This is a genomic window from Marinobacter sp., assembly GCF_048266785.1.
In the GTDB taxonomy this organism is placed as follows: Bacteria; Pseudomonadota; Gammaproteobacteria; order Pseudomonadales; family Oleiphilaceae; genus Marinobacter.
In genome coordinates this window covers 1-18,871 of sequence record NZ_JBLWYX010000026.1, presented here as the reverse complement: position 1 = coordinate 18,871, position 18,871 = coordinate 1, and the positions used below count along the sequence as shown (strand labels likewise).

Sequence of the window (18,871 nt, the reverse complement as noted above, 5' to 3'; positions counted from 1 at the left end):
ATGGACGCGCATGCTGCAAGTGTTGAGGCTGTAGAAAAAGGTCGTGGGCATTTCTAGATCTTAAATTGATCAATAAGTAGTCTAAAATAGCGCCTATACTTAAAATCTGGAGCTTTTCACAGAACTTGGCGCCAATACCATGACGGGCCGTGAGCTACAGGCCGTGCTTCGGCTTCACCCGCGAGCCAATCCGGATTTCTTCGACACCTTGGTGGCACTTCACTTTCTCGACCGCGATGGCGATGGCCTTGGGGCGCGATATCGCAACACTGAGGAAACAGCGCTCTTCCTTGATCGGCGCAGCCCGCAGTTCATTGGCGACTTCCTCGAAATGGCCAACGGCCGCCTTTACCGTTTCTGGGACAATCTCATCGAAGCGCTCCGAACCGGTAGGCCGCAAAACGAGATTAAACATACGGGCAAGTCAGTGTTCGCCGAGCTCTACAGCGAGCCCGAGCGGCTCGAACAATTCATGGGGGCGATAAGCGCTGGCGTAGCCTACAAGTAACCGGCAGGCAACGGCTGCGCCCAGGCTTGATCGACCAGTGGCCTGCCTGGTAATTGACCGATCACTCGTGGAGCAGGCCCCGATGCGTCTGACCACCCCAGATAAGAGCATGTACTGTCACTGCATAACTGCATCATTTACGGTGGCCGTTAGATCACGCGGCTTCGTCGTCTTGTGCCAACTCGCCTCCGGCCTACGCCTCATAGGAGGTTCTTGTTCATCAGCTCGCAGTTCTGCTAGCGGCTTACGTCCGGCCGGCGTTCCGGAGACCACCCCTCACGGGTCGGCCCTTGCCATTCGCTAGTGGTTAGCGTTCAATCGGGTAAAACCGGCTGAACGGTGATCTTCCCACAGGGGACTTTCACCCCATTAGTTCATGCCCATGCCGGGCGTACACAAATACAGGCACGGCGACGGCTACTGCGCGTGCTGTTGGCATTATGTGCTTAAGGAGAAGCAACCTTGAACATCACGGATCTGCCTTTTGGGATTACTGATTGGTCTGAAGTTGAGAAGACCGAGCACTCCGGGGAACAAGGTGTGGCTTACTGGAAAACCCGAAACTTCGGCGATATCAGAGTGCGAATGGTTGAGTACAGCCCAGGCTATTTAGCCGATCACTGGTGTGCCAAGGGGCACATACTTCTCTGTCTAGAAGGCGAGCTTCATACTGAACTGGAAGACGGCCGGCGCTTCATACTCAGTCCCGGTTCGAGCTATCAGGTCGCAGATAATGCAGAGCTTCACCGTTCATCGACTAAGCGAGGCGCCAAGCTATTCGTTGTCGACTAAACACACATAAACAGGCCATGCACCGGATGCCAAAAGCTCCGCTTCGCTACGGCTTTGTCACCGGTGATGGCGAGCGTTTGAAAAGTTTTCCCCAATCCGGGCGGGTTCCCCTGGCACTGCCCAATTCCGTATACAGGGAAGTAGTGGTGCGGCCATGTCGCATTTTTTATCGTGAAGATGAGAGACGGATTCTTATCCTCTACGTTATGAGAGAGGAACGACAGCTTCGGGCATACATGCTCGGGAGCAGCTAACCAGGCGCGTCACTCGGATGACTTTGCCTCTGCGTCGTTGCGTCAAAGTCACCGGTGCGCTGGGGCGTTAGCAAGTACTTCTACTCTACTTCTATCTTGCTGGCTGAGTAAAAAAGGGACACTTTATACTCATTGATGAATTCGGGTTCGACGGTGATAACAGCGCGGCCAACTTGGAAAAGCACTGGCCGGCGGTCGTCACATATAGGGGTAAGCGTATTCGCCTGATTTCAGTCAGGCGTTCCCGGAAGAAAGAGGTAGAACTCTAGGAAAGCTAAAGATTTCGATACGGTACAGATGACATGTCTCTGCTGAGAGGGAAACTCGCTGCATTTTGGACGCACGCGAGTCGATCAAAACGGCGTCTCGCGCGCCCACTTCCAGAGCCGTTTACTGCAATGTCGACCTTGCCCAAAGAAGCACAAATGCATGCAGAATTGGAGTTCGGCGGTTCACCGAAAAGGCAATTGTCGCCAGGTGTCCTGCACTTAGCGAAACTAACGTGGCCCCACGTATACGGACTGGATAAAACACCGGGCAGACAGTGACAAGGGCAAAGCCGTCTACAGCCACCGGACGTCGGTGGTGGAGCTGGTATTCGGCAACATAGGCACGAACAAAAGGCTGCATGGGAAATCCTGCCCGACACAGCGAATCAGTATCATGAGCAGGGTCCCGAGAATGCATAGCAATCACAGGCATTTTCCGATCGGTGCTTTATTCCGGCATCGGAATAAATTCTTCTTCGTCACCCACCACCTTCGGGAAGGTTTGGGCTTTCCAGTCAGACTTGGCCTGTTCAATGCGCTCGCGGCGGCTGGACACGAAGTTCCATTCCATATATCGCTTGCCCAGGTTCTGACCACCAACGATCGCAATGCGCGAATCGCGTGTTGCCGTCAGTTCGATACCTGGCTCGTCAGATAACACGGCCATCGCATATTCGGGGATCTGGGTGTTGCCCGCAGTTAACTCACCCTCAGCCACGTAAACTGCACGCTCTTCGGCTTCCGGCACTCTGATTCGTTGCCCCGCCTGAAGGTGTGCCTCGACGTAAAGCGTGTCTGCAAATACCTTGACGGGCGATGTTTCCCCGTAGGCGCTACCCATAATCACACGGATCGGCACGCCGTCGATTTCAACGCGGGGGATGTCGTCGCTGGGATAGTGATAAAACGCCGGATCGATCTCTTCATCGGCCTCTGGCAAAGCCAGCCAGAGTTGCAGGCCGTGTAGGCGGTGCGCTGTTTGGGTGACCTCTGAGCGTTCCCGCTCGGAATGGGTAATGCCCTTCCCTGCGACCATCAGGTTGACATCACCAGGGCGAATGGCCTGGTAACTGCCAACCGAATCCCGATGCAGTATTTCGCCCTCGAACAGGTAAGTGACCGTGGCGAGGTTAATGTGCGGATGTGGCCGCACATTAACACCCTCACCGGCGGCGAACTCAGCCGGTCCCATATGGTCAAAGAAAACCCACGGACCGACCATGCGTCGCTGCCTGGTCGGTAGAACGCGCCTTACCGAGAAGCCGCCCAAATCTCTGTCGCGCGGCTCGATCAACAACTCGACCGCCTTGCATCCGGCCGGTTCTGTGCAGTCCTGATCAAATGCTTCATCTGGCTTCAGTATTTGTGTGCTCATCGCTGGCTCCCCGCTTGCAGCTTTCGAGTCCAGTCGCCCAGCCCCGAGGCGCTCATGATTGCGGCGGTATTGTAGGGATTTTCCCGCAGCCCGCCTGAAATGCAGAGCACCTTGAATGTATGGGTCATATAATCTCTCTATACAACTTTGTTGCATTTGCTACTTTAACTTGGCATTTTTACCGGCACAATGCGATTAGCAGGCGATATGAAGACTGTTAAACAACTTTGAGGCCTGTCATGACACCATCTTGTGATGATGATTTTATTGTAGTGACCACCCCTGAAGCGGCGGTTGATCGTCTTGCCGCCCTGTATGAACAAGCCACCAGCGCACTGCGCGCGGCGCTGAAGCAGTATCTTGATGATCGCCAACTGCCGCAGGATTCCCAATGCACCTTCCGTTACCCGGAGCTGCGCCTCACGTATCAATCCCAGGGCGAGGTGCCCAGTAGCATACGTGCCTACGCGCGGCTGCAGGTACCCGGTGTTTACACTATTACGGTGACTCAACCCGAGGCCTTCAGGCGTTATCTGGAGAGCCAGCTGGGGTACATGATGAGGGATTTCACCGTCGTCGTGGCGGTCGGGCGGAGCCAGGTCAACATTCCCTATCCCTATGTTGTTGAGCAAGGCGACGAGCTGGGCGCTTCGGGCGTTACCGCCAGCGAGCTGTCGCGGGTATTCCCCAGCACTGACCTGTCTGCCACCAACGATGGCACCGCCGATGGCCTCTACGACTGGCAAGAGCTGGAGCAAATGCCGTTGGCTCTGTTTGATGCGGCGCGCACGGATTTTTCATTGCGCCGGCTGGTGCATTACACCGGCAGTAACTGGCAGCATGTGCAGCCGTGGATATTACTGACTAACTACCATCGCTACGTTGACCAGTTTATTCGGCACGGGCTGGACATGCTGCAGGGTGACTCACGCTTTCAGAGCATGGTGTTGCCCGGAAATGTGGTGATAGATCGAGGTATGCCCGAAGATGAAATGGAGGCGATTATTGGCTCTGTAGTTTGGCACCGGTTCCAGATGCCAGCCTACCACCTGAAGGCGGCTGAGCCCGGAGAGGGTATTACCCTGGTCAACATTGGCGTGGGACCGTCCAACGCCAAGAACATCACCGATCACCTCGCCGTACTCCGTCCGCACTGCTGGCTGATGATCGGTCATTGCGGTGGGCTGCGGCAGTCGCAGGTGATTGGTGACTACGTACTGGCCCATGCGTACATGCGCCGAGACGGGATCCTTGACCGGGTACTGCCGCCGAACATTCCGTTGCCGGCGTTAGCCGAAGTACAGCAAGTACTGCAGCAGGCTGCGGCGGAGATCACCGGCGCAGAGGGAGACACACTCCGGCGCCGACTGCGTACCGGTACCGTATTAACCTACGATGACCGTAACTGGGAGCTGCGCTGGGCGCAGGAGCGCTCACAGATTAACCTCGCTCGCGCCATCGCGGTTGATATGGAGAGCGGCACCATCGCGGCTCAGGGTTATCGGTTTCGCGTACCTTACGGCACCCTGCTGTGCGTCTCCGACAAACCACTGCACAGTGAGATCAAGCTACCTGGCGCAGCAGGTGCTTTCTACGAGAGTGCGGTTACCCAGCATTTGCATATCGGCATCCGCGCGCTGGAACTGATGCGCACTGAAGGTTACACCCTGCATTCGCGCAAGCTGCGCAGCTTTGATGAGCCTCCGTTTCGTTGAGTACAGGCCTGTGCGCGTAAAGCTCGAGGGGGTTTCTATGCCCCCCGTTAGCACGCTCTAGAAATGCCCCGCACTCACCACCGCCCCTGCAACGTAGCCACTATCCGCCGCCCACTAGCTCGGTCCCTGTGCTCACACAGATAAATGCCCTGCCATGTTCCAAGCGCCAGGCGCCCATGATGCACGGGCAGCGTGAGCGACGGGCCTATAAGTATGCTCTTGATATGAGCCGGCATGTCGTCCGGCCCTTCCATAACATGCTCATAGTACGGGGCCCGCTCAGGCACCATCACGTTGAAGTGGCGTTCCAGATCACCGCGCACGTCCGGGTCTGCGTTTTCATTGACCGCCAGCGAAGCTGACGTGTGCTGGATGAACAGGTGCAGCAGCCCCACTTCGCAGTTGGTCATGTCCGGCGCCTGGGCCAGGATTTCATTGTTTACCAGATGAAATCCTCTCGGCAGCGGTGCCAGGTCAACGAACGTCTGATCCCAGATCATGGCGGCTCCTGTGGTTTATTTCTGGAGTTCATCCCAAGGGTGCATGGGCACAACGGCTTCGCTTACTTCTGCCTCGAAGGAGCTACGGAAATAGTCCATGGCTTTCTCGGCTTCGTTCAGCTCATCGAACCGGGCGATGTGATAGATCGCCTCGCCTTCATTAACCAACGGAAGGTTGTTCACACAAATAACGATACCCGAGCAGGGTGAAATAATCGCCGTTTCAGATTCACCAAAGGGATCCGCTACCATGGCAAGCTTCTGGCCTTTGCGTACTTTCTGCCCGAGCTGCGCAACGGGGCGCATGATGCCATCGATCTCTGCCCTCACCCACTGCGAACTGGCTGCAATTTCCGAGCGCTTTTTCGTCGTACTGCGGCCTTTGCGTGGAGGAACCATTTCCAGTTCCCGCATCACTCGCATCACGCCTTTGGCGCCACTGCCAATTACAACGTCGTCAAAGCGCAGTGCTTCGCCGCCTTCGTAGGTGATAACGGGGATATCCAGAGAGTCGGCATAGGCACGCAAACTACCATCGCGCAGGCCCGCATTAATAATCACCGGTGCGGCAAAGGCTTCTGCCATACGGGTGGTTTCCGGGTTTTTCAGCTCCGCCCGAACCTGCGGCAGGTTGAAGCGGTGAATGGCGCCCGTGTGCAAATCGATGATGTGCGTTACGTGCTCCATAATCTGGGTACGCAAAAGATACGCAATCCGCCCACCAAGAGAGCCTCTTTCGCTGCCAGGAAAACAGCGGTTCAGGTCGCGCCTGTCTGGCAGATAACGCGTGCGATGCACAAATCCGAAGATGTTTACGATAGGCACTGCGATAAGGGTGCCGCGCAAATGGCGCAGCGCCGAGTTGGTGAGTACACGGCGCACAATTTCCACACCTGCAATTTCATCACCGTGTATGGCTCCGCACACCATCAGTACCGGGCCGTCCCGGCGCCCGTGCACAATTTCCACAGGTATGTGCAAGGGGGTGTGGGTGTACAACTTTGCTACCGGAATTTCTATGGTTTGCCGGGTGCCAGCTTGAACCTTTACTCCGGCCATCTCAAAGGGCGCGCGCGCCATTGATTAACCTCTGCCTTTGGTTTTGGTGCGCCAGGGCGCCTGATTTTTTTCAATCCAGCTTACGATCATGCCCGCCACGTTCTTGCCGGTGGCGTTTTCAATCCCTTCCAGGCCGGGCGAGGAGTTCACTTCCATCACCAGGGGGCCGCGGCTGGAGCGAAGCAAGTCGACACCTGCCACGTTCAGTCCCATGGACTTGGCTGCGGTAATGGCTGTTTTTCGCTCTTCCGGCGTAATGCGAACCAGTGACGCACTGCCACCACGGTGCAGGTTGGAGCGGAACTCACCCTCAGCCCCCTGCCGCTTCATGGCAGCAATCACCTTGTCGCCAATGACAAAACACCGGATATCCGCGCCACCGGCTTCTTTAATAAATTCCTGCACCAGTATGTCGGCTTTAAGGCCCATGAAAGCCTCAATCACACTTTCAGCCGCTGTACGGGTTTCCGCCAGCACCACACCGATACCCTGGGTGCCTTGCAGCAGCTTGATAACAACCGGCGCACCGCCCACCATTTTCAGCAGCTCCGGCACGTTATCCGGTTTGTTGGCAAAGCCGGTTATGGGCATGCCGACGCCTTTGCGGGCAAGCAACTGCAGGGAGCGCAGCTTGTCCCGTGAACGGGTAATGGCAACAGACTCGTTCACCGGGAAGGTTCCCATCATTTCAAACTGGCGCAAAACCGCTGTGCCATAGAAGGTAACGGAAGCCCCGATACGGGGAATCACAACATCAAAGTTTTCCAGCACTTCTTCGTGATAGTGAATCCGTGGATTGGCAGACGTGATGTTCATGGAGCAGTGCAGACAATCGATAACTTTCACTTCATGACCACGATTGACACCTTCTTCTACCAGACGGCGGGTAGAGTACAAATGCCGGTTACGCGACAGAACTGCAATTTTCATTTTTCAGACCTTAAAGCCGGTTCCCCGGCGAGATAGGAAGCTTCGGGAAAAATCTTCGTGCGGCCCGCCATCGCGGTACGCCCGATCAGCATGCGAAACCGCATGGTGTCCCGGTTTGTCAGAGTCATTTCAACGGGCCAGCTTTGGTCGCCCATCGACAGAGTGGTCTCGATTACCAGCCGCAGTTCCTTGTGGCCACCCGAGTCCGACACATCACGCTCATCGAGAACACGGGCATCGCACTCCACCACCTGATGCATATCATTCTGAACCGGATGTACCCAGAACCGGACCCGGCGCTCGCCATCCTGTGTGTAGGGTTCCGTGCGAAACGTGTGCAGGCAGGAGGTACGTGCTCCGGTATCCACTTTTGCCTTGATACGGCTAATATCCAGATCAGGCAGCGCCACCCATTCCCTCCAACCCAGGCTGAGTTTGTTTTCAGCAGGTGTCGGCTCGATGGTTTTGATGGCTTCAGCTGTCTTTGTCGACATCCAACGGTTCCTTTTCAATGACTTTTTCCGGCGCCATTAGCTGCACGCGGAAGGGCTCGGAATGACTGCCGGCATAGATACTGGTATGCGGGAAAGGTATTTCTATGCCAGCCCTGTCCAGAGTTTTCTTTACAGCAACGAGCATACCGCTTTTGCTCTCCAGCACCTTGTCTTTTGGCACCCAAAAGGAAAACTGCAAGTCCACCGAGGAGGGGCCAAAGGCGGTTACCAACACAAACGCTTTGGGCTCTTCCAGGCAGGCAGGGTTCTTTTCTGCCAGCTCCAGCAGCAGAGCTTCTACTTTCTCCGCATCTTCAGCATAGGCAATCCCCACTTGAAGGTCGATCCTGCGAATAGGAAAACGGGAGCGGTTAACAACCGGCGTTTTGATCAGCGTTTCGTTGGGAATGCGCACATACAGGTTGTCTCTGGTGCGCAGTTTTACGCTGAGCATGTCGATTCCCACCACTTCGCCCATGATGGTTTCCACTTCAATAAAGTCACCGATTTCAAAGGGCTTTTCAACAAGCAGGAACAGACCGCTGATCATGTTGGAGGCGGACGTTTGTGATGCAAAACCGATGGCGACGGTAAGAATACCGGCCGCGCCCAACACAACGTCCAGCGAAAAGCCGGCTTCCCGAAGCGCCGCCACACCAAACAGCAAGAAGATGATGTAGAACACCAACCGCCGGACCATGACGGTATGGTGCCGGGAACTGCGCTTCGCCATTACCTTTGACACACTGCGCGCAGCCAATGACGCAAGCACAATGCCGAGCAACAGCAAAAAGCCGGAGCTGATCCACTGTCCCCAGGCTATGTCGGCAAACACACTCATTGCACCCGTTTTCAGCTCTTCAGCCACAATCGTTACTCCGCAGAATGAGCATTAGCCAAACACCCGGTCGATGGCTCGCACCAGACGCCCTCTGGCAGCCTTTTCACGAGCCGGCGCCACTTTCTTGCATGGGCCAGCAGCGACAAGCAGCCCTTCATCCACATGCAGGCTCGCAGAGTTCATATCGGTTGCCACTTCCACAACCACTCCCGGCGTCCAAAGCTCTCCGCGGTCGTTCTGATGCAGTGACAGTAACGGCGTAGGCAGGCTGAAGCGTTCCAGCAGCAACGGCTCAGTCCTGCGGTTAATAATGGTGACCGGAGTCACTGCCCGCCATGCGCGTTTTGGCACCGCCTCAAGTACCAGACGACCAAAGTTCGGCGACGCGTAACACAGCTCACCTTCCATCGTATTTTTACCCACCCAGGTAAGCGATGGCACCGCCAGAGGAACCTCTGTCAGAAGGGTCTGGTTTTGTCCAACACAGATTTTCATCCAGACAACGGTTCCCACGTAAATAGTGCAACGCGTGCCGCCGGGAATGGTCAGGGGGTGATAAGGACGAATGACCGTCGGAAGATTGGCCACCGCCGGTATGAACGTTACCGTGGACGTATTCCCTTCGCGGACAAACCGTTTCAGGGACTCGCTTGCGGGTGGCAGCCGGTGGTCTACGGACTCTGTCCAGCCTACGGGGTCTGTCTCCGGCTCCCGGGTTTCCGTACGCACCTGCCATTCTTTTTCCAGCAGAGTGACCCACAGCCGAACATGCCCAAGCTTATGGTGCTGGGTTTGGCCGGTCACAAGTTCGTACGGCTGAGCCCAGACACCGTCGCGCCGGCTTTCGGTTTCAATATCCATAAACGCTGTAAATCTCCCACGAATACGGCTGGTAAAGTTGGGACAACTATAATCCAATCAGGGATCCCGGGCGAATATCCAACTATGTGATTTTATTACCACAGTGCGATGTAATTACCCTTACATTCAAAGCCCGAACCCGATACGGAACAGACAATGACGCAACTTGTATGGTTCAGAAACGACCTGCGAATCGCCGACAACCCGGCCCTTGCCGCAGCCTGCAAAGAATCGGATAACACGGGAGGCGACACAGACGTTCGAGCCTGCTTCATCCTCACGCCGGCACAATGGCAGGAACACAACTGGTCGCCAGCCCGGGTTCAGTTTGTGATTGCCCACGCCAATGCACTGGCTCAGGAACTGGCAAAACTCGGCATACCGCTTTCTTTTATCGAAGCTGAACGCTTCAGCGACAGCATCACAGCGCTTGAAGCCCATTGCCGGGAACACGGCATCCGCCAGCTCCATTTCAACGAAGAATATGGCGTTAACGAGCGCAAACGCGACAAGGCAGTGAAGCACCGCTTTGATGCATTGGGCATCACTACCCGCAAATATCGCGACCAGACCGTGGCGCCGGTGGGTGAAATACTGACCGGCCAGGGTGAGCCCTACTCCGTATTCACTCCCTTCTCCCGCCGCTGGCGCACCTGGATTGATGAAACCCAGCCAACGCTGTATCCGGCCCCCAAAGCCCGGGGCAAAGCCATTCAGCCGGAGCGCATAAAAAATATTCCTGAAGGCTTTGAAGACGCTCCGCCAGCACTGGTAGAAACCGGAGAGGATGCCGCGCACTCGCAGCTGGAGCGCTTCCTCAGCGAACACGGCGGCGCCTACAAGGAACAACGAGACTTCCCAGCGCTTGATGGCACCAGCCAGCTCTCCCCTTACCTGGCAAACGGCATACTCTCCGGCCGCCAATGCCTGATCGCCGGGCGACAAGCGCAAGGCATGGGAGGCAACCAGGAAGGCCTGGTGACCTGGATTAACGAAATCGCCTGGCGGGATTTCTATATCCACACTCTGTACCACTGCCCCCGGGTGAGCATGCACCGGGCCTTCAAACCGGAAACCGAAGCGCTGAAATGGAACGACCCGGGTGAGCACTTCGAGGCATGGAAATCCGGCAACACCGGCATCCCCCTGGTTGATGCAGCCATGCGCCAGCTCAACGAGACCGGCTGGATGCACAACCGGCTGCGTATGGTTACGGCGATGTTTCTGACCAAAAACCTGTTCATCGACTGGCGGCTGGGCGAGGCTTATTTCATGTCAAAGCTGGTGGACGGCTTCCTGGCCTCCAACAATGGCGGCTGGCAATGGAGCGCATCGACTGGCACCGACGCGGCGCCCTACTTCCGGGTGTTCAACCCGGTTACTCAAAGTGAGCGTTTTGATCCGAAAGGTGAGTTTATTCGGGAATGGGTGCCTGAGTTGGCAAAGCTGGATAACAAGCGCATCCACGATCCGTCAAAAGGCGGCGTGATTCCGGGTGGGTACCCACGGCCTATTGTTGATTTGAAAGAAAGCAGGAAGGAGGCGATAGCCAAATTTAAAGCGTTAAAGGAGTAGGTTCAGACTGGGTGCAGGCGCCGACGGAGAGCTTCCTCCAAAACACGCTGTGAATACATTCCTGTACGCTCGGCTCCGCCATCCATGGCTCCGCACGGTTTTGGAGGAAGCTCTCCGCCGGCGCCTATCGGCTTAGTTCTTTCCGCAAACAGGGCAGTCAGGGTCTTTTGAGAGCTTCATTTCACGCCACTGCATTTCCCAGGCATCCAGAAGCAGTAACCGACCCACAAGGGGTCTGCCAACTCCGGAAATTACTTTGATAGCTTCCATCGCCTGGGCCGAACCGATCATACCAACGAGCGGGGCGATCACGCCGGCTTCAGAACAGGTCAGGTCTTCGTTGCCCTGCTCGGGATACAGACAGTGGTAACAAGGGGATTCGGGATTCCGGCTATCGTAAACACTGAGTTGGCCTTCACCCCGGATAGCTGCGCCAGAGATCAACGGAACGCCGGCGGCTACACAAGCGCGGTTCAGGGCGAATCGGGTGCTGAAGTTATCCGAGCAATCCAGTGCCAGGCTGGCTTCGGCTACTTCGCGGGCAAAGTCGTTCAGTTCAAGGCGGCGGTTAACCACAGAAATAGACACTGCCGGATTGATACTGCGTACTCGCGCGGCCAGGGTTTCCGCTTTGGACTCGCCAATTTGAGCCGTCTCAAATGCGATCTGGCGCTGCAGGTTGGCCAGTTCAATAACGTCATCATCTACCAACGTTATGTGACCAACACCGGCCGCACCCAAATAAAGCGCAACCGGGCAACCGAGGCCACCAGATCCTACTATCACAACGCGGGCGGACTTCAGTGCCTGCTGCCCCGCAATATCAAAGCGGGGCATCAAAATCTGACGGCTGAAGCGCAGGAGTTCTTCATCACTGAGCATGGAGGTCTCCTTTTCGGGGCCACTGCCCCAGGGTCATGCGGTCGTTGCCGCCGTAGTCTTTCCGGCTTTCCACCTTAGCAAACCCTCGGGTGGTGAACAGCCCTTGAACGGCTTCGGCCTGATCGAATCCGTGCTCCAGAAGCAGCCAACCTTCGGCATTCAGCCAGGCAGGCGCTTCACTCACAATCAGGCGAATGTCATCAAGGCCATCAGCTCCGGATACCAGTGCAGAGGCCGGCTCAAAGCGAACATCGCCTTCATCGAGGTGGTGGTCACCCGAAGCGACATAAGGTGGATTGGAAACTATCAGATCAAAACTGCCAGTGGGCAATCCGGCAAACCAACGGCTCTGGAAAACCTCCACCGGTAACTTTAGCTGGCTGGCATTTGCCTGTGCCAATGCCACCGCATCTTCCATCAGGTCGCAGGCACTGATCGCCCAGCCGGGCCGCTCGCTAGCCAGCGCCAAAGCGATGGCTCCTGTGCCGGTGCCAAGATCAACAACCCGGGCATTGTCCGGCAAGGGCAATTCCAGCGCCTGCTCTACCAGGCACTCGGTGTCCGGCCTGGGAATCAATGTACTGCTGCTTACTTTGAACGGAAGGGACCAGAACTCCTGATGACCCAACAGGTAGGCAACCGGCATACCCTGCGCACGCTGCACCACAAGATCTTCGAATTCAGCTGCCAGCCAGGCTTCCACTTCGCGCTCGGGAAAGGCACGGAAGCCGGAACGGCTCAGGCCAGTTACCTGGGCAAGGAGCAACTCGGCATCGACCCGGGCAGTATCACCGGCAATCCGGCGCACCGCATTGTCCAGCAACGCCTCGCAGGTCAGTGAAGGTTTACTCGTCATCGGAAAGCGAGGCCAGAAGCTCCGCCTGATGCTCTTGCTGAAGGGGCACAACTACAGAATCCAGATCACCCGCAATGACATCATCAAGTTTGTAAAGCGTGAGGTTGATGCGGTGATCGGTGACCCGGCCCTGGGGGAAGTTATAGGTGCGGATACGCTCAGAGCGATCGCCGCTGCCCACCAGGCTTTTGCGGGTTTCTGCCATGGTTTTCTGCTGCCGCTCAGTTTCAACGTTCTGCAGTCTTGAGGCCAGAAAGCTCATGGCTTTGGCCCGGTTTTTATGCTGCGAGCGCTCTTCCTGACACTCCACCACAATACCGCTTGGCAGGTGGGTAATCCGGATGGCGGAGTCGGTTTTGTTGACGTGCTGCCCCCCCGCGCCCGAGGAGCGGAAGGTATCCACGCGCAAGTCGGCTTTGTTGATCTCGATTGCCTCGGCCTCATCGGCCTCTGGCATAACGGCAACGGTGCAGGCGGAGGTATGGATGCGGCCCTGGGATTCGGTCTCCGGCACCCGCTGAACCCGGTGCGCACCGGATTCGAATTTCAATGCGCCGTATACAGCGTCGCCCGCAACCCGGGCAATCACTTCCTTATAACCGCCATGCTCGCCTTCGTTCTCGCTGAGCACTTCAATCTGCCAGCGCCGACGCTCGGCGTAACGGCTGTACATGCGGAACAGATCTCCGGCAAAAATTGCAGCTTCATCGCCGCCAGTTCCCGCCCGGATTTCCAGGAACACGTTTTTGCCGTCATTCGGATCTTTTGGCAGCATCAAACGCTGCAGCTCTTCATCCAGCTCTTCCGTTTTCCGCTCGGCAATTTCAAGTTCTTCTGCGGCCATCTCCCGCATGTCGGCATCGCCGTCTTTCGCCAGTTCTTTTGCCTCGCTGATATCGTCCAGCGAGTGCTTCCACGCCTGAAAGCACTGCACCACAGGCTCAATCTCGGAATACTCCCGGGATAATTCCCGAAACCTGTCCTGTTGGGCGATGGTTGCTGGATCGCTGAGCAAAGCACTCACCTCCTCGTAGCGTTCAACAAGCTGCTCGAGGCGGGACTGTATCGATGGTTTCATATTTTTTCCGAGGTGGTCGTCGCGTCTGCGTCCAACACATCAAGCTGATGCAGCTCTCTCAGCCATTCAGTCACCTCGGCGCGCCCTTCGGTGGTGGCCTTGCGAACCTGTATAGACGGTTCGTGCAGGAGTTTGTTTGTAAGGCCTCGCGCGAGACTGCGCAACGCTGTTTCGGGATCACCGCCATTGCGCAAAGCGCGCAGGGCTTTTTCGGTTTCCATATCTCGTAACACTTCCGCACGCTGCCGGAACTGTTTCAGTGTGGAAACCGCATCCAGTGCGCGAAGCTGGCTGAGAAATTCCTGCACGCCAGCTGTTATGAGATTTTCCGCTTCACGGGCGGCACCCTCACGGGTACGAATATTTTCTTCAATCACCTGGCGCAAGTCATCAACGGTATAAAGATACACATCCGCCAGGGAAGCCACTTCCGGCTCTATATCCCGAGGCACGGCAATATCCACCATGAAAAATGGCCGATGCTTGCGTTTTTTTAGCGAGCGCTCGACCGCGCCTTTACCGAGAATCGGAAGCGGGCTGGCCGTGGATGAAATAATAATATCGACATCGGCCAGGTAATCCGGAATCTCCGAAAGCAGAATACCCCGGCCGCCTCTGGATTCTGCCAGCGCCTGAGCGCGCTCCAACGTGCGGTTGGCAACAATGAAGTTCTTCACGCCGGCATCTGCAAGATGGCGTGCAACCAGTTCGATGGTTTTGCCTGCGCCAATCAGCAACGCCTTATTCTGCGACATATCCGCGAAAATGCGATGAGCCATGCTCACGGCGGCATAAGCGACAGAAACCGGGTTTTCGCCGATGGCAGTTTGTGTACGAACGCGTTTGGCAACGGAAAAGGTTTGCTCAAACATGCGAGAGAGGAACGAGCCGCTCCCGCCGTGTTCCCGGGCCAGAGCGTAGGCATCCTTTAACTGGCCGAATATCTGTGGCTCACCCAGAACCATGGAATCCAGACCGGCAGCAACGCGCATCATGTGCCTAACCGCATCCGCGTCGCGGTGGATATACAGCACTTCTTCGAGCTCAGCAGCCTCCAGATCGTGGAAGCCCGCCAGCCAGCGCAGCACCAGCGGCGCGCAGTCGTCGTCGCCCGCGAGGTAGAGTTCGGTGCGATTGCAGGTGGAAAGAATAGCCGCCTCACTGGCGCCAGACGCCGCACGCAACTCCGCAAACGCCTCTGACATACGCTCAGGCGTAAACGCGACTCGCTCCCGTAACTCGACAGGGGCCGTGCGATGATTGATTCCCAGCGTTAGCAATGCCATTTCTTGGTTCTACAATCCTTTACCGATGTGCGATGTAAACGAACGCCATTCTGCAGGCATTTTAGCGGCCCCGGCCGTTAGCTGCCACCCAAAACCGCCAGTGCTTCGGGAAGTGCGGACAGGTTGGGCAAGAACAGGAGCTTATGCCATTATAGGGAACCGGTTGCCGCCGGGACCCGACTCAGCTCAAAAAAAGAGGGGATCCGGGTTATTCAAGATGCGTAGTCGTCAAATCACGGGAAGTTGCATGCACAAATCCGCACCGCTTTTGGTTACCTGCCTGTTCGGCCTCTCACTGGCAGGTTGCGCCAGTATAACCGGTTCGGGGGACACATCGGCCGCCGACGAGAAAATCAACACAAACCAGCAAGAAGGCATCGGGCAAACTAGCAGCGAGCCACCCATAGAATACGCAGATTTTGAGCCCGAAACCCTTTACCTGCTCCTCTCGGCAGAAATTGCAGCACAGCGGGGCCGGTATGATGTCACTCTGGTTAATTACCTCAAAGCTGCGCAGCAATCCCGGGATAAAAATGTCATAGAGCGAGCCATGCGCATTGCCCAGTCGCTCAATGGTGACAATGCCCAGAAGCAGTTGGCAGAGCTTTGGCTTGATGTAGATCCGCGAAGTCTTCATGCACTTCAGGTTTCGGCCATTCAGGCGGTCAAACGGAATGAGCTTGAGTCTGCCCTGGGTTATATGGAAAGGATCCTTAACCAGGGCGGCGACGCAGATTTCGACAGCCTTGCCGCCATGGCAGGAAACCTCCCCGCGGAACAGCAACGAGAGTTGCTTGCCCTGTATGAAGAGATGGCAAACCGCCACCCGGACACTCCGGAGCTGGAATACAGCATCGCCCTGCTGCTAAAAATCACAGGGGACCCTGATGCTGCGCTTCGACGGCTGGAACCGCTGCTTGCCGAAGAGCCCAACTTTCAGCCCGCCATTATTCTCAAGGGCGACCTCCTGTACCAGACGGGCAAGGTAAACGAAGCCCTGGATCACCTTTTGGTAAATACCCGGCGCTTCCCGGCAAATCGCCAGATGGGCACTCTCTACGGGCGCATGTTGATCAGCGAAGGTGAATTGCAGGCTGCTCAGGATGAGTTCAGTCGCTTGTCAGATCGCTATCCGGACAACCCCGGGCTACGACTCTCACACGCGCTTGTTGCTCTGGAAAACGGGCAGCTTGAACTCGCAAAAGAAGAGCTCACGCGACTTACGGAACAAGGTCACCAAACCAGCGAAGCGAGTTATTACCTGGGCAGGATTGAAGACGAGGCTGGCAACGCAGAGCAGGCCATCGGTTACTACCAGAACGTGGAGCAGGGCAACTATTACCTGCCCGCCCTCTCCCGGGCCAGCGCCTTGCTGGCCGCAGACGGCCGGCTCGACGAGGCGTTGGACAACATTCGCTCTCTGCGCAGCGCCAATCCTGAGCGGGCAGAAAATTACTGGCTACTTGAGGTAAACCTGCTGCTCGACCGAGGGCTGCAGCAAGAGGCTCTCGAAGCGGGCTCCAGCGCACTTGAGAAGTATCCTGAGAACCTTCAGATCCGTTATGCGCGCGCCATGCTGTTCGATGCTCTGGATCAGCCGGGGAAAGCTGAAGAAGATCTCAAGCAGATTGTTGCAAACAACCCCGAAAACGCGGTCGCACTCAACGCTCTGGGGTACATTCTGACAACTCGTACGGATCGGCTGAAGGAAGCCCGGGGCTACATCGAACAGGCTCTGGCGCTCGACCCGGAAAACCCTGCCATTCTCGACAGCATGGGATGGGTTCTGTTCCAGGAGGGCCAGATCGAGCCCGCGCTGGACTACCTGTCCCGCGCGTGGGCAGCCTTCCCGGACGCGGAAGTCGCTGCCCACTATGGCGAAGCATTGTGGATGAGTGGCGCCGAAGAACAGGCCCAGATTGTCTGGAAAGAAGGGCTTGAACAGGATCCGGATCACGTTGTCTTGCGCGAGACCATTGAACGGCTGACCAACAACGGTGACCTGTGATGGGTCAGGTCATTCGCATCTGGGCAGCCCTGCTCATGATTGTCAGCCTGAGCGCCTGCACCACCATTCAGCTGGAGCCACTGCCGGCAGGCATGACCGATCAACCTCCAGCCGACTGGCAAGCCCGTGCCGCAAAGCTCAGGCAGTTTAGTCACTGGCAATTGTCCGGAAAACTGGCTGTACGCCAGCCTTCGGACAGCGGCACAGCCATCATCAACTACTGGAAACAGGAAGGCGAAGCTTATGATCTCGCCTTGTCGTCGTCATTCCTCGGAATGGGCAGCACGAACCTGAAAGGCGTGCCGGGGTTCATTGAACTGACGCTCTCGAATGGAGAGACATACCGCTCCGCAGACCCGGATGCACTGATGAAGGCCGCCACTGGTTGGCAACTCCCAATGGAGAGCCTGACATGGTGGATACGCGGCCTGCCGGCACCAGGCGGTGATTTCCGTCTGTTGTTTGATGACCGGGGTGAGCTCGCGATGATTCGCCAGGCTGGCTGGGAAATCCGTTACGACCGCTGGCACGAGCTGCAAGGCGATATGCCCGCCCTGCCCGCCAGGATTACCGCCTTGAAAGAGGATAAGCGGGTACGTGTTGTGGTAAGCAGTTGGCAGGATCTGAACCCGTGACAGCAACCATCACACTGCCATCTCCCGCCAAACTGAACCTCTTTTTGCACATCGTTGGCCGGCGACCGGATGGCTACCATGAGCTCCAGACACTGTTTCAATTCCTCGATTACGGTGACGACATCACACTGAGCCTGACCCCGGAACAGCCTGGCATCCGGCTTGAGCGCCCCGTAAGCGGGGTGGCGGATGAAGACAACCTGATCATCAGAGGTGCGCGCGCTCTTGCGAAAAAGGCATCAGGCGAGCTGCCTGGCGTAACCATAGGCATCACCAAGCGCCTTCCGATGGGCGGCGGGCTCGGCGGCGGAAGCTCCAATGCGGCCACAACTCTGCTCGGCCTTAATCATCTCTGGAAACTCGGGCTCGGGCTTGATGATCTGGCGCAAACAGGGCTGACACTCGGCGCGGATGTACCGGTTTTTGTGCGAGGCCATGCCGCTTTCGGGGAAGGCGTAGGAGAGAAGCTAACCCCTGCTTTCCCGCCGGAAGACTGGTTTGTGGTTCTGAAACCTGCCTGCAACATCAACACGGGGAAGATATTTTCAGAGCAAGGGTTGACAAGGGACACCCCGAGAATCAGAATAGCGCCCGCTTTTGAGGGAGACGCCTCGAGGTGCCGAAACGACTGTGAAGATGTAGTCAGAAGACTGTATCCTGAGGTCAATGAGAGCATGGAATGGCTCGCAGAATTCGGACCTGCAAGATTAACCGGAACCGGGGCTTGCATATTTGGACGTTTCCCTACAGAATCCGCAGCCCGGATTATCTGGGAAAGCAAACCCTCCGGCATCACCGGGTTCGTCGCTAAAGGGGTGAACGTATCACCTCTTCACCAAAAGCTGACAGAGCTGGAATGATGCCAAAAAAGCACGATACTGGGGTGTCGCCAAGTGGTAAGGCAACGGGTTTTGATCCCGTCATGCGCAGGTTCGAATCCTGCCACCCCAGCC

General features: G+C 56.6%; 20 protein-coding genes and 1 tRNA gene. 9 read left to right on the top strand and 12 right to left on the bottom strand.

The genetic code is table 11. The features are described from left to right. Positions 1–139 precede the first annotated feature (139 nt). The 3 genes from ACN0V1_RS20060 (at position 140) to ACN0V1_RS20050 (ending at position 1,554) form a co-directional block, all read left to right on the top strand. Positions 140–508 (top strand): hypothetical protein, encoded by a 369-nt coding sequence (locus tag ACN0V1_RS20060; RefSeq protein WP_417546679.1) that lies wholly within the window; start codon positions 140–142, stop codon positions 506–508. Positions 509–970: 462 nt separating this feature from the next. Next, entirely contained in the window at positions 971–1,300 is a 330-nt protein-coding gene (locus ACN0V1_RS20055; protein WP_417546678.1) for a DHCW motif cupin fold protein, read from the top strand. A gap of 17 nt (positions 1,301–1,317) precedes the next feature. Next, positions 1,318–1,554: a type II toxin-antitoxin system RelE/ParE family toxin gene (locus ACN0V1_RS20050; protein ID WP_417546677.1), complete on the top strand. Its 237-nt coding sequence runs from the start codon at positions 1,318–1,320 to the stop codon at positions 1,552–1,554. A gap of 717 nt (positions 1,555–2,271) precedes the next feature. On the opposite strand, the gene ACN0V1_RS20045 is transcribed toward ACN0V1_RS20050, so the two are convergent. Continuing rightward, positions 2,272–3,198 (bottom strand): pirin family protein, encoded by a 927-nt coding sequence (locus ACN0V1_RS20045; protein ID WP_417546676.1) that lies wholly within the window; start codon positions 3,196–3,198, stop codon positions 2,272–2,274. Next, positions 3,195–3,326: a hypothetical protein gene (locus tag ACN0V1_RS20040; protein ID WP_417546675.1), complete on the bottom strand. Its 132-nt coding sequence runs from the start codon at positions 3,324–3,326 to the stop codon at positions 3,195–3,197. The genes ACN0V1_RS20045 and ACN0V1_RS20040 overlap by 4 nt, the downstream gene beginning before the upstream one ends. Before the next feature lie 111 nt (positions 3,327–3,437). Here ACN0V1_RS20040 and amn point away from each other — a divergent pair, with 111 nt between their 5' ends. Continuing rightward, positions 3,438–4,913 (top strand): AMP nucleosidase, encoded by a 1,476-nt coding sequence (gene amn, locus ACN0V1_RS20035; protein WP_417546674.1) that lies wholly within the window; start codon positions 3,438–3,440, stop codon positions 4,911–4,913. Between the two features lie 74 nt (positions 4,914–4,987). Here the strand turns inward: amn and ACN0V1_RS20030 are convergent, their stop codons facing one another. From ACN0V1_RS20030 to ACN0V1_RS20005, 6 genes are read right to left on the bottom strand one after another with little or no spacing between them, the layout of a single operon-like run. Next, positions 4,988–5,413, bottom strand: a complete 426-nt coding sequence (locus ACN0V1_RS20030; RefSeq protein WP_417546673.1) for a secondary thiamine-phosphate synthase enzyme YjbQ — start codon at positions 5,411–5,413, stop codon at positions 4,988–4,990. A 15-nt stretch (positions 5,414–5,428) separates the two neighbouring features. Continuing rightward, the gene (locus ACN0V1_RS20025; RefSeq protein ID WP_417546672.1) at positions 5,429–6,493 is read right to left on the bottom strand and encodes a succinylglutamate desuccinylase/aspartoacylase family protein; all 1,065 of its coding nucleotides are present in this window, start codon (positions 6,491–6,493) and stop codon (positions 5,429–5,431) included. Positions 6,494–6,496: 3 nt separating this feature from the next. Beyond that, on the bottom strand, positions 6,497–7,402 hold the full coding sequence (gene rimK, locus ACN0V1_RS20020) for a 30S ribosomal protein S6--L-glutamate ligase (RefSeq protein ID WP_417546671.1): 906 nt from the start codon (positions 7,400–7,402) through the stop codon (positions 6,497–6,499). Continuing rightward, positions 7,399–7,896 (bottom strand): ATP-dependent zinc protease, encoded by a 498-nt coding sequence (locus ACN0V1_RS20015; protein ID WP_417546670.1) that lies wholly within the window; start codon positions 7,894–7,896, stop codon positions 7,399–7,401. The genes rimK and ACN0V1_RS20015 overlap by 4 nt, the downstream gene beginning before the upstream one ends. Further along, a complete protein-coding gene (locus ACN0V1_RS20010; RefSeq protein ID WP_417546691.1) occupies positions 7,877–8,737 on the bottom strand; it encodes a mechanosensitive ion channel family protein in 861 nt (286 codons plus the stop codon). The genes ACN0V1_RS20015 and ACN0V1_RS20010 overlap by 20 nt, the downstream gene beginning before the upstream one ends. A gap of 51 nt (positions 8,738–8,788) precedes the next feature. After that, positions 8,789–9,598 carry a hypothetical protein gene (locus ACN0V1_RS20005; protein WP_417546669.1) on the bottom strand — a complete coding sequence of 270 codons (810 nt, stop codon included), beginning with the start codon at positions 9,596–9,598 and terminating at the stop codon, positions 8,789–8,791. 156 nt (positions 9,599–9,754) lie between these two features. On the opposite strand from ACN0V1_RS20005, the gene phrB reads away from it, so the two are divergent. Continuing rightward, positions 9,755–11,173, top strand: a complete 1,419-nt coding sequence (gene phrB, locus ACN0V1_RS20000) for a deoxyribodipyrimidine photo-lyase (protein WP_417546668.1) — start codon at positions 9,755–9,757, stop codon at positions 11,171–11,173. 132 nt (positions 11,174–11,305) lie between these two features. Here phrB and ACN0V1_RS19995 read toward each other — a convergent pair whose 3' ends face one another. From ACN0V1_RS19995 to hemA, 4 genes are read right to left on the bottom strand one after another with little or no spacing between them, the layout of a single operon-like run. Continuing rightward, positions 11,306–12,055: a HesA/MoeB/ThiF family protein gene (locus ACN0V1_RS19995; protein ID WP_417546667.1), complete on the bottom strand. Its 750-nt coding sequence runs from the start codon at positions 12,053–12,055 to the stop codon at positions 11,306–11,308. Then, entirely contained in the window at positions 12,045–12,911 is an 867-nt protein-coding gene (prmC, locus tag ACN0V1_RS19990; protein ID WP_417546666.1) for a peptide chain release factor N(5)-glutamine methyltransferase, read from the bottom strand. Before prmC ends, ACN0V1_RS19995 begins: the two co-directional genes overlap by 11 nt. Beyond that, a complete protein-coding gene (prfA, locus tag ACN0V1_RS19985; RefSeq protein ID WP_417546665.1) occupies positions 12,901–13,989 on the bottom strand; it encodes a peptide chain release factor 1 in 1,089 nt (362 codons plus the stop codon). Before prfA ends, prmC begins: the two co-directional genes overlap by 11 nt. Further along, positions 13,986–15,275, bottom strand: a complete 1,290-nt coding sequence (gene hemA, locus ACN0V1_RS19980; protein WP_417546664.1) for a glutamyl-tRNA reductase — start codon at positions 15,273–15,275, stop codon at positions 13,986–13,988. Before hemA ends, prfA begins: the two co-directional genes overlap by 4 nt. A gap of 247 nt (positions 15,276–15,522) precedes the next feature. On the opposite strand from hemA, the gene ACN0V1_RS19975 reads away from it, so the two are divergent. From ACN0V1_RS19975 to ACN0V1_RS19960, 4 genes are all read left to right on the top strand, one after another. After that, entirely contained in the window at positions 15,523–17,283 is a 1,761-nt protein-coding gene (locus tag ACN0V1_RS19975; protein WP_417546663.1) for a tetratricopeptide repeat protein, read from the top strand. After that, positions 17,283–17,918: a lipoprotein insertase outer membrane protein LolB gene (gene lolB, locus ACN0V1_RS19970; RefSeq protein ID WP_417546662.1), complete on the top strand. Its 636-nt coding sequence runs from the start codon at positions 17,283–17,285 to the stop codon at positions 17,916–17,918. Before ACN0V1_RS19975 ends, lolB begins: the two co-directional genes overlap by 1 nt. Then, on the top strand, positions 17,915–18,778 hold the full coding sequence (ispE, locus tag ACN0V1_RS19965; protein WP_417546661.1) for a 4-(cytidine 5'-diphospho)-2-C-methyl-D-erythritol kinase: 864 nt from the start codon (positions 17,915–17,917) through the stop codon (positions 18,776–18,778). The genes lolB and ispE overlap by 4 nt, the downstream gene beginning before the upstream one ends. 19 nt (positions 18,779–18,797) lie before the next feature. Beyond that, positions 18,798–18,869 (top strand) — tRNA-Gln (locus ACN0V1_RS19960). The last annotated feature ends 2 nt before the right edge of the window (positions 18,870–18,871 follow it).

Excerpts from the sequence above, each read along its gene's own strand:
- ACN0V1_RS20060 (WP_417546679.1), top strand. The coding sequence starts at position 140 with ATGACGGGCCGTGAGCTACAGGCCGTGCTTCGGCTTCACCCGCGAGCC.
- ACN0V1_RS20050 (WP_417546677.1), top strand. The coding sequence starts at position 1,318 with ATGCACCGGATGCCAAAAGCTCCGCTTCGCTACGGCTTTGTCACCGGT.
- ACN0V1_RS20045 (WP_417546676.1), bottom strand. The coding sequence starts at position 3,198 with ATGAGCACACAAATACTGAAGCCAGATGAAGCATTTGATCAGGACTGC.
- ACN0V1_RS20040 (WP_417546675.1), bottom strand. The coding sequence starts at position 3,326 with ATGACCCATACATTCAAGGTGCTCTGCATTTCAGGCGGGCTGCGGGAA.
- amn (WP_417546674.1), top strand. The coding sequence starts at position 3,438 with ATGACACCATCTTGTGATGATGATTTTATTGTAGTGACCACCCCTGAA.
- ACN0V1_RS20030 (WP_417546673.1), bottom strand. The coding sequence starts at position 5,413 with ATGATCTGGGATCAGACGTTCGTTGACCTGGCACCGCTGCCGAGAGGA.
- ACN0V1_RS20025 (WP_417546672.1), bottom strand. The coding sequence starts at position 6,493 with ATGGCGCGCGCGCCCTTTGAGATGGCCGGAGTAAAGGTTCAAGCTGGC.
- rimK (WP_417546671.1), bottom strand. The coding sequence starts at position 7,402 with ATGAAAATTGCAGTTCTGTCGCGTAACCGGCATTTGTACTCTACCCGC.
- ACN0V1_RS20015 (WP_417546670.1), bottom strand. The coding sequence starts at position 7,896 with ATGTCGACAAAGACAGCTGAAGCCATCAAAACCATCGAGCCGACACCT.
- ACN0V1_RS20010 (WP_417546691.1), bottom strand. The coding sequence starts at position 8,737 with ATGAGTGTGTTTGCCGACATAGCCTGGGGACAGTGGATCAGCTCCGGC.
- ACN0V1_RS20005 (WP_417546669.1), bottom strand. The coding sequence starts at position 9,598 with ATGGATATTGAAACCGAAAGCCGGCGCGACGGTGTCTGGGCTCAGCCG.
- phrB (WP_417546668.1), top strand. The coding sequence starts at position 9,755 with ATGACGCAACTTGTATGGTTCAGAAACGACCTGCGAATCGCCGACAAC.
- ACN0V1_RS19995 (WP_417546667.1), bottom strand. The coding sequence starts at position 12,055 with ATGCTCAGTGATGAAGAACTCCTGCGCTTCAGCCGTCAGATTTTGATG.
- prmC (WP_417546666.1), bottom strand. The coding sequence starts at position 12,911 with ATGACGAGTAAACCTTCACTGACCTGCGAGGCGTTGCTGGACAATGCG.
- prfA (WP_417546665.1), bottom strand. The coding sequence starts at position 13,989 with ATGAAACCATCGATACAGTCCCGCCTCGAGCAGCTTGTTGAACGCTAC.
- hemA (WP_417546664.1), bottom strand. The coding sequence starts at position 15,275 with ATGGCATTGCTAACGCTGGGAATCAATCATCGCACGGCCCCTGTCGAG.
- ACN0V1_RS19975 (WP_417546663.1), top strand. The coding sequence starts at position 15,523 with ATGCACAAATCCGCACCGCTTTTGGTTACCTGCCTGTTCGGCCTCTCA.
- lolB (WP_417546662.1), top strand. The coding sequence starts at position 17,283 with ATGGGTCAGGTCATTCGCATCTGGGCAGCCCTGCTCATGATTGTCAGC.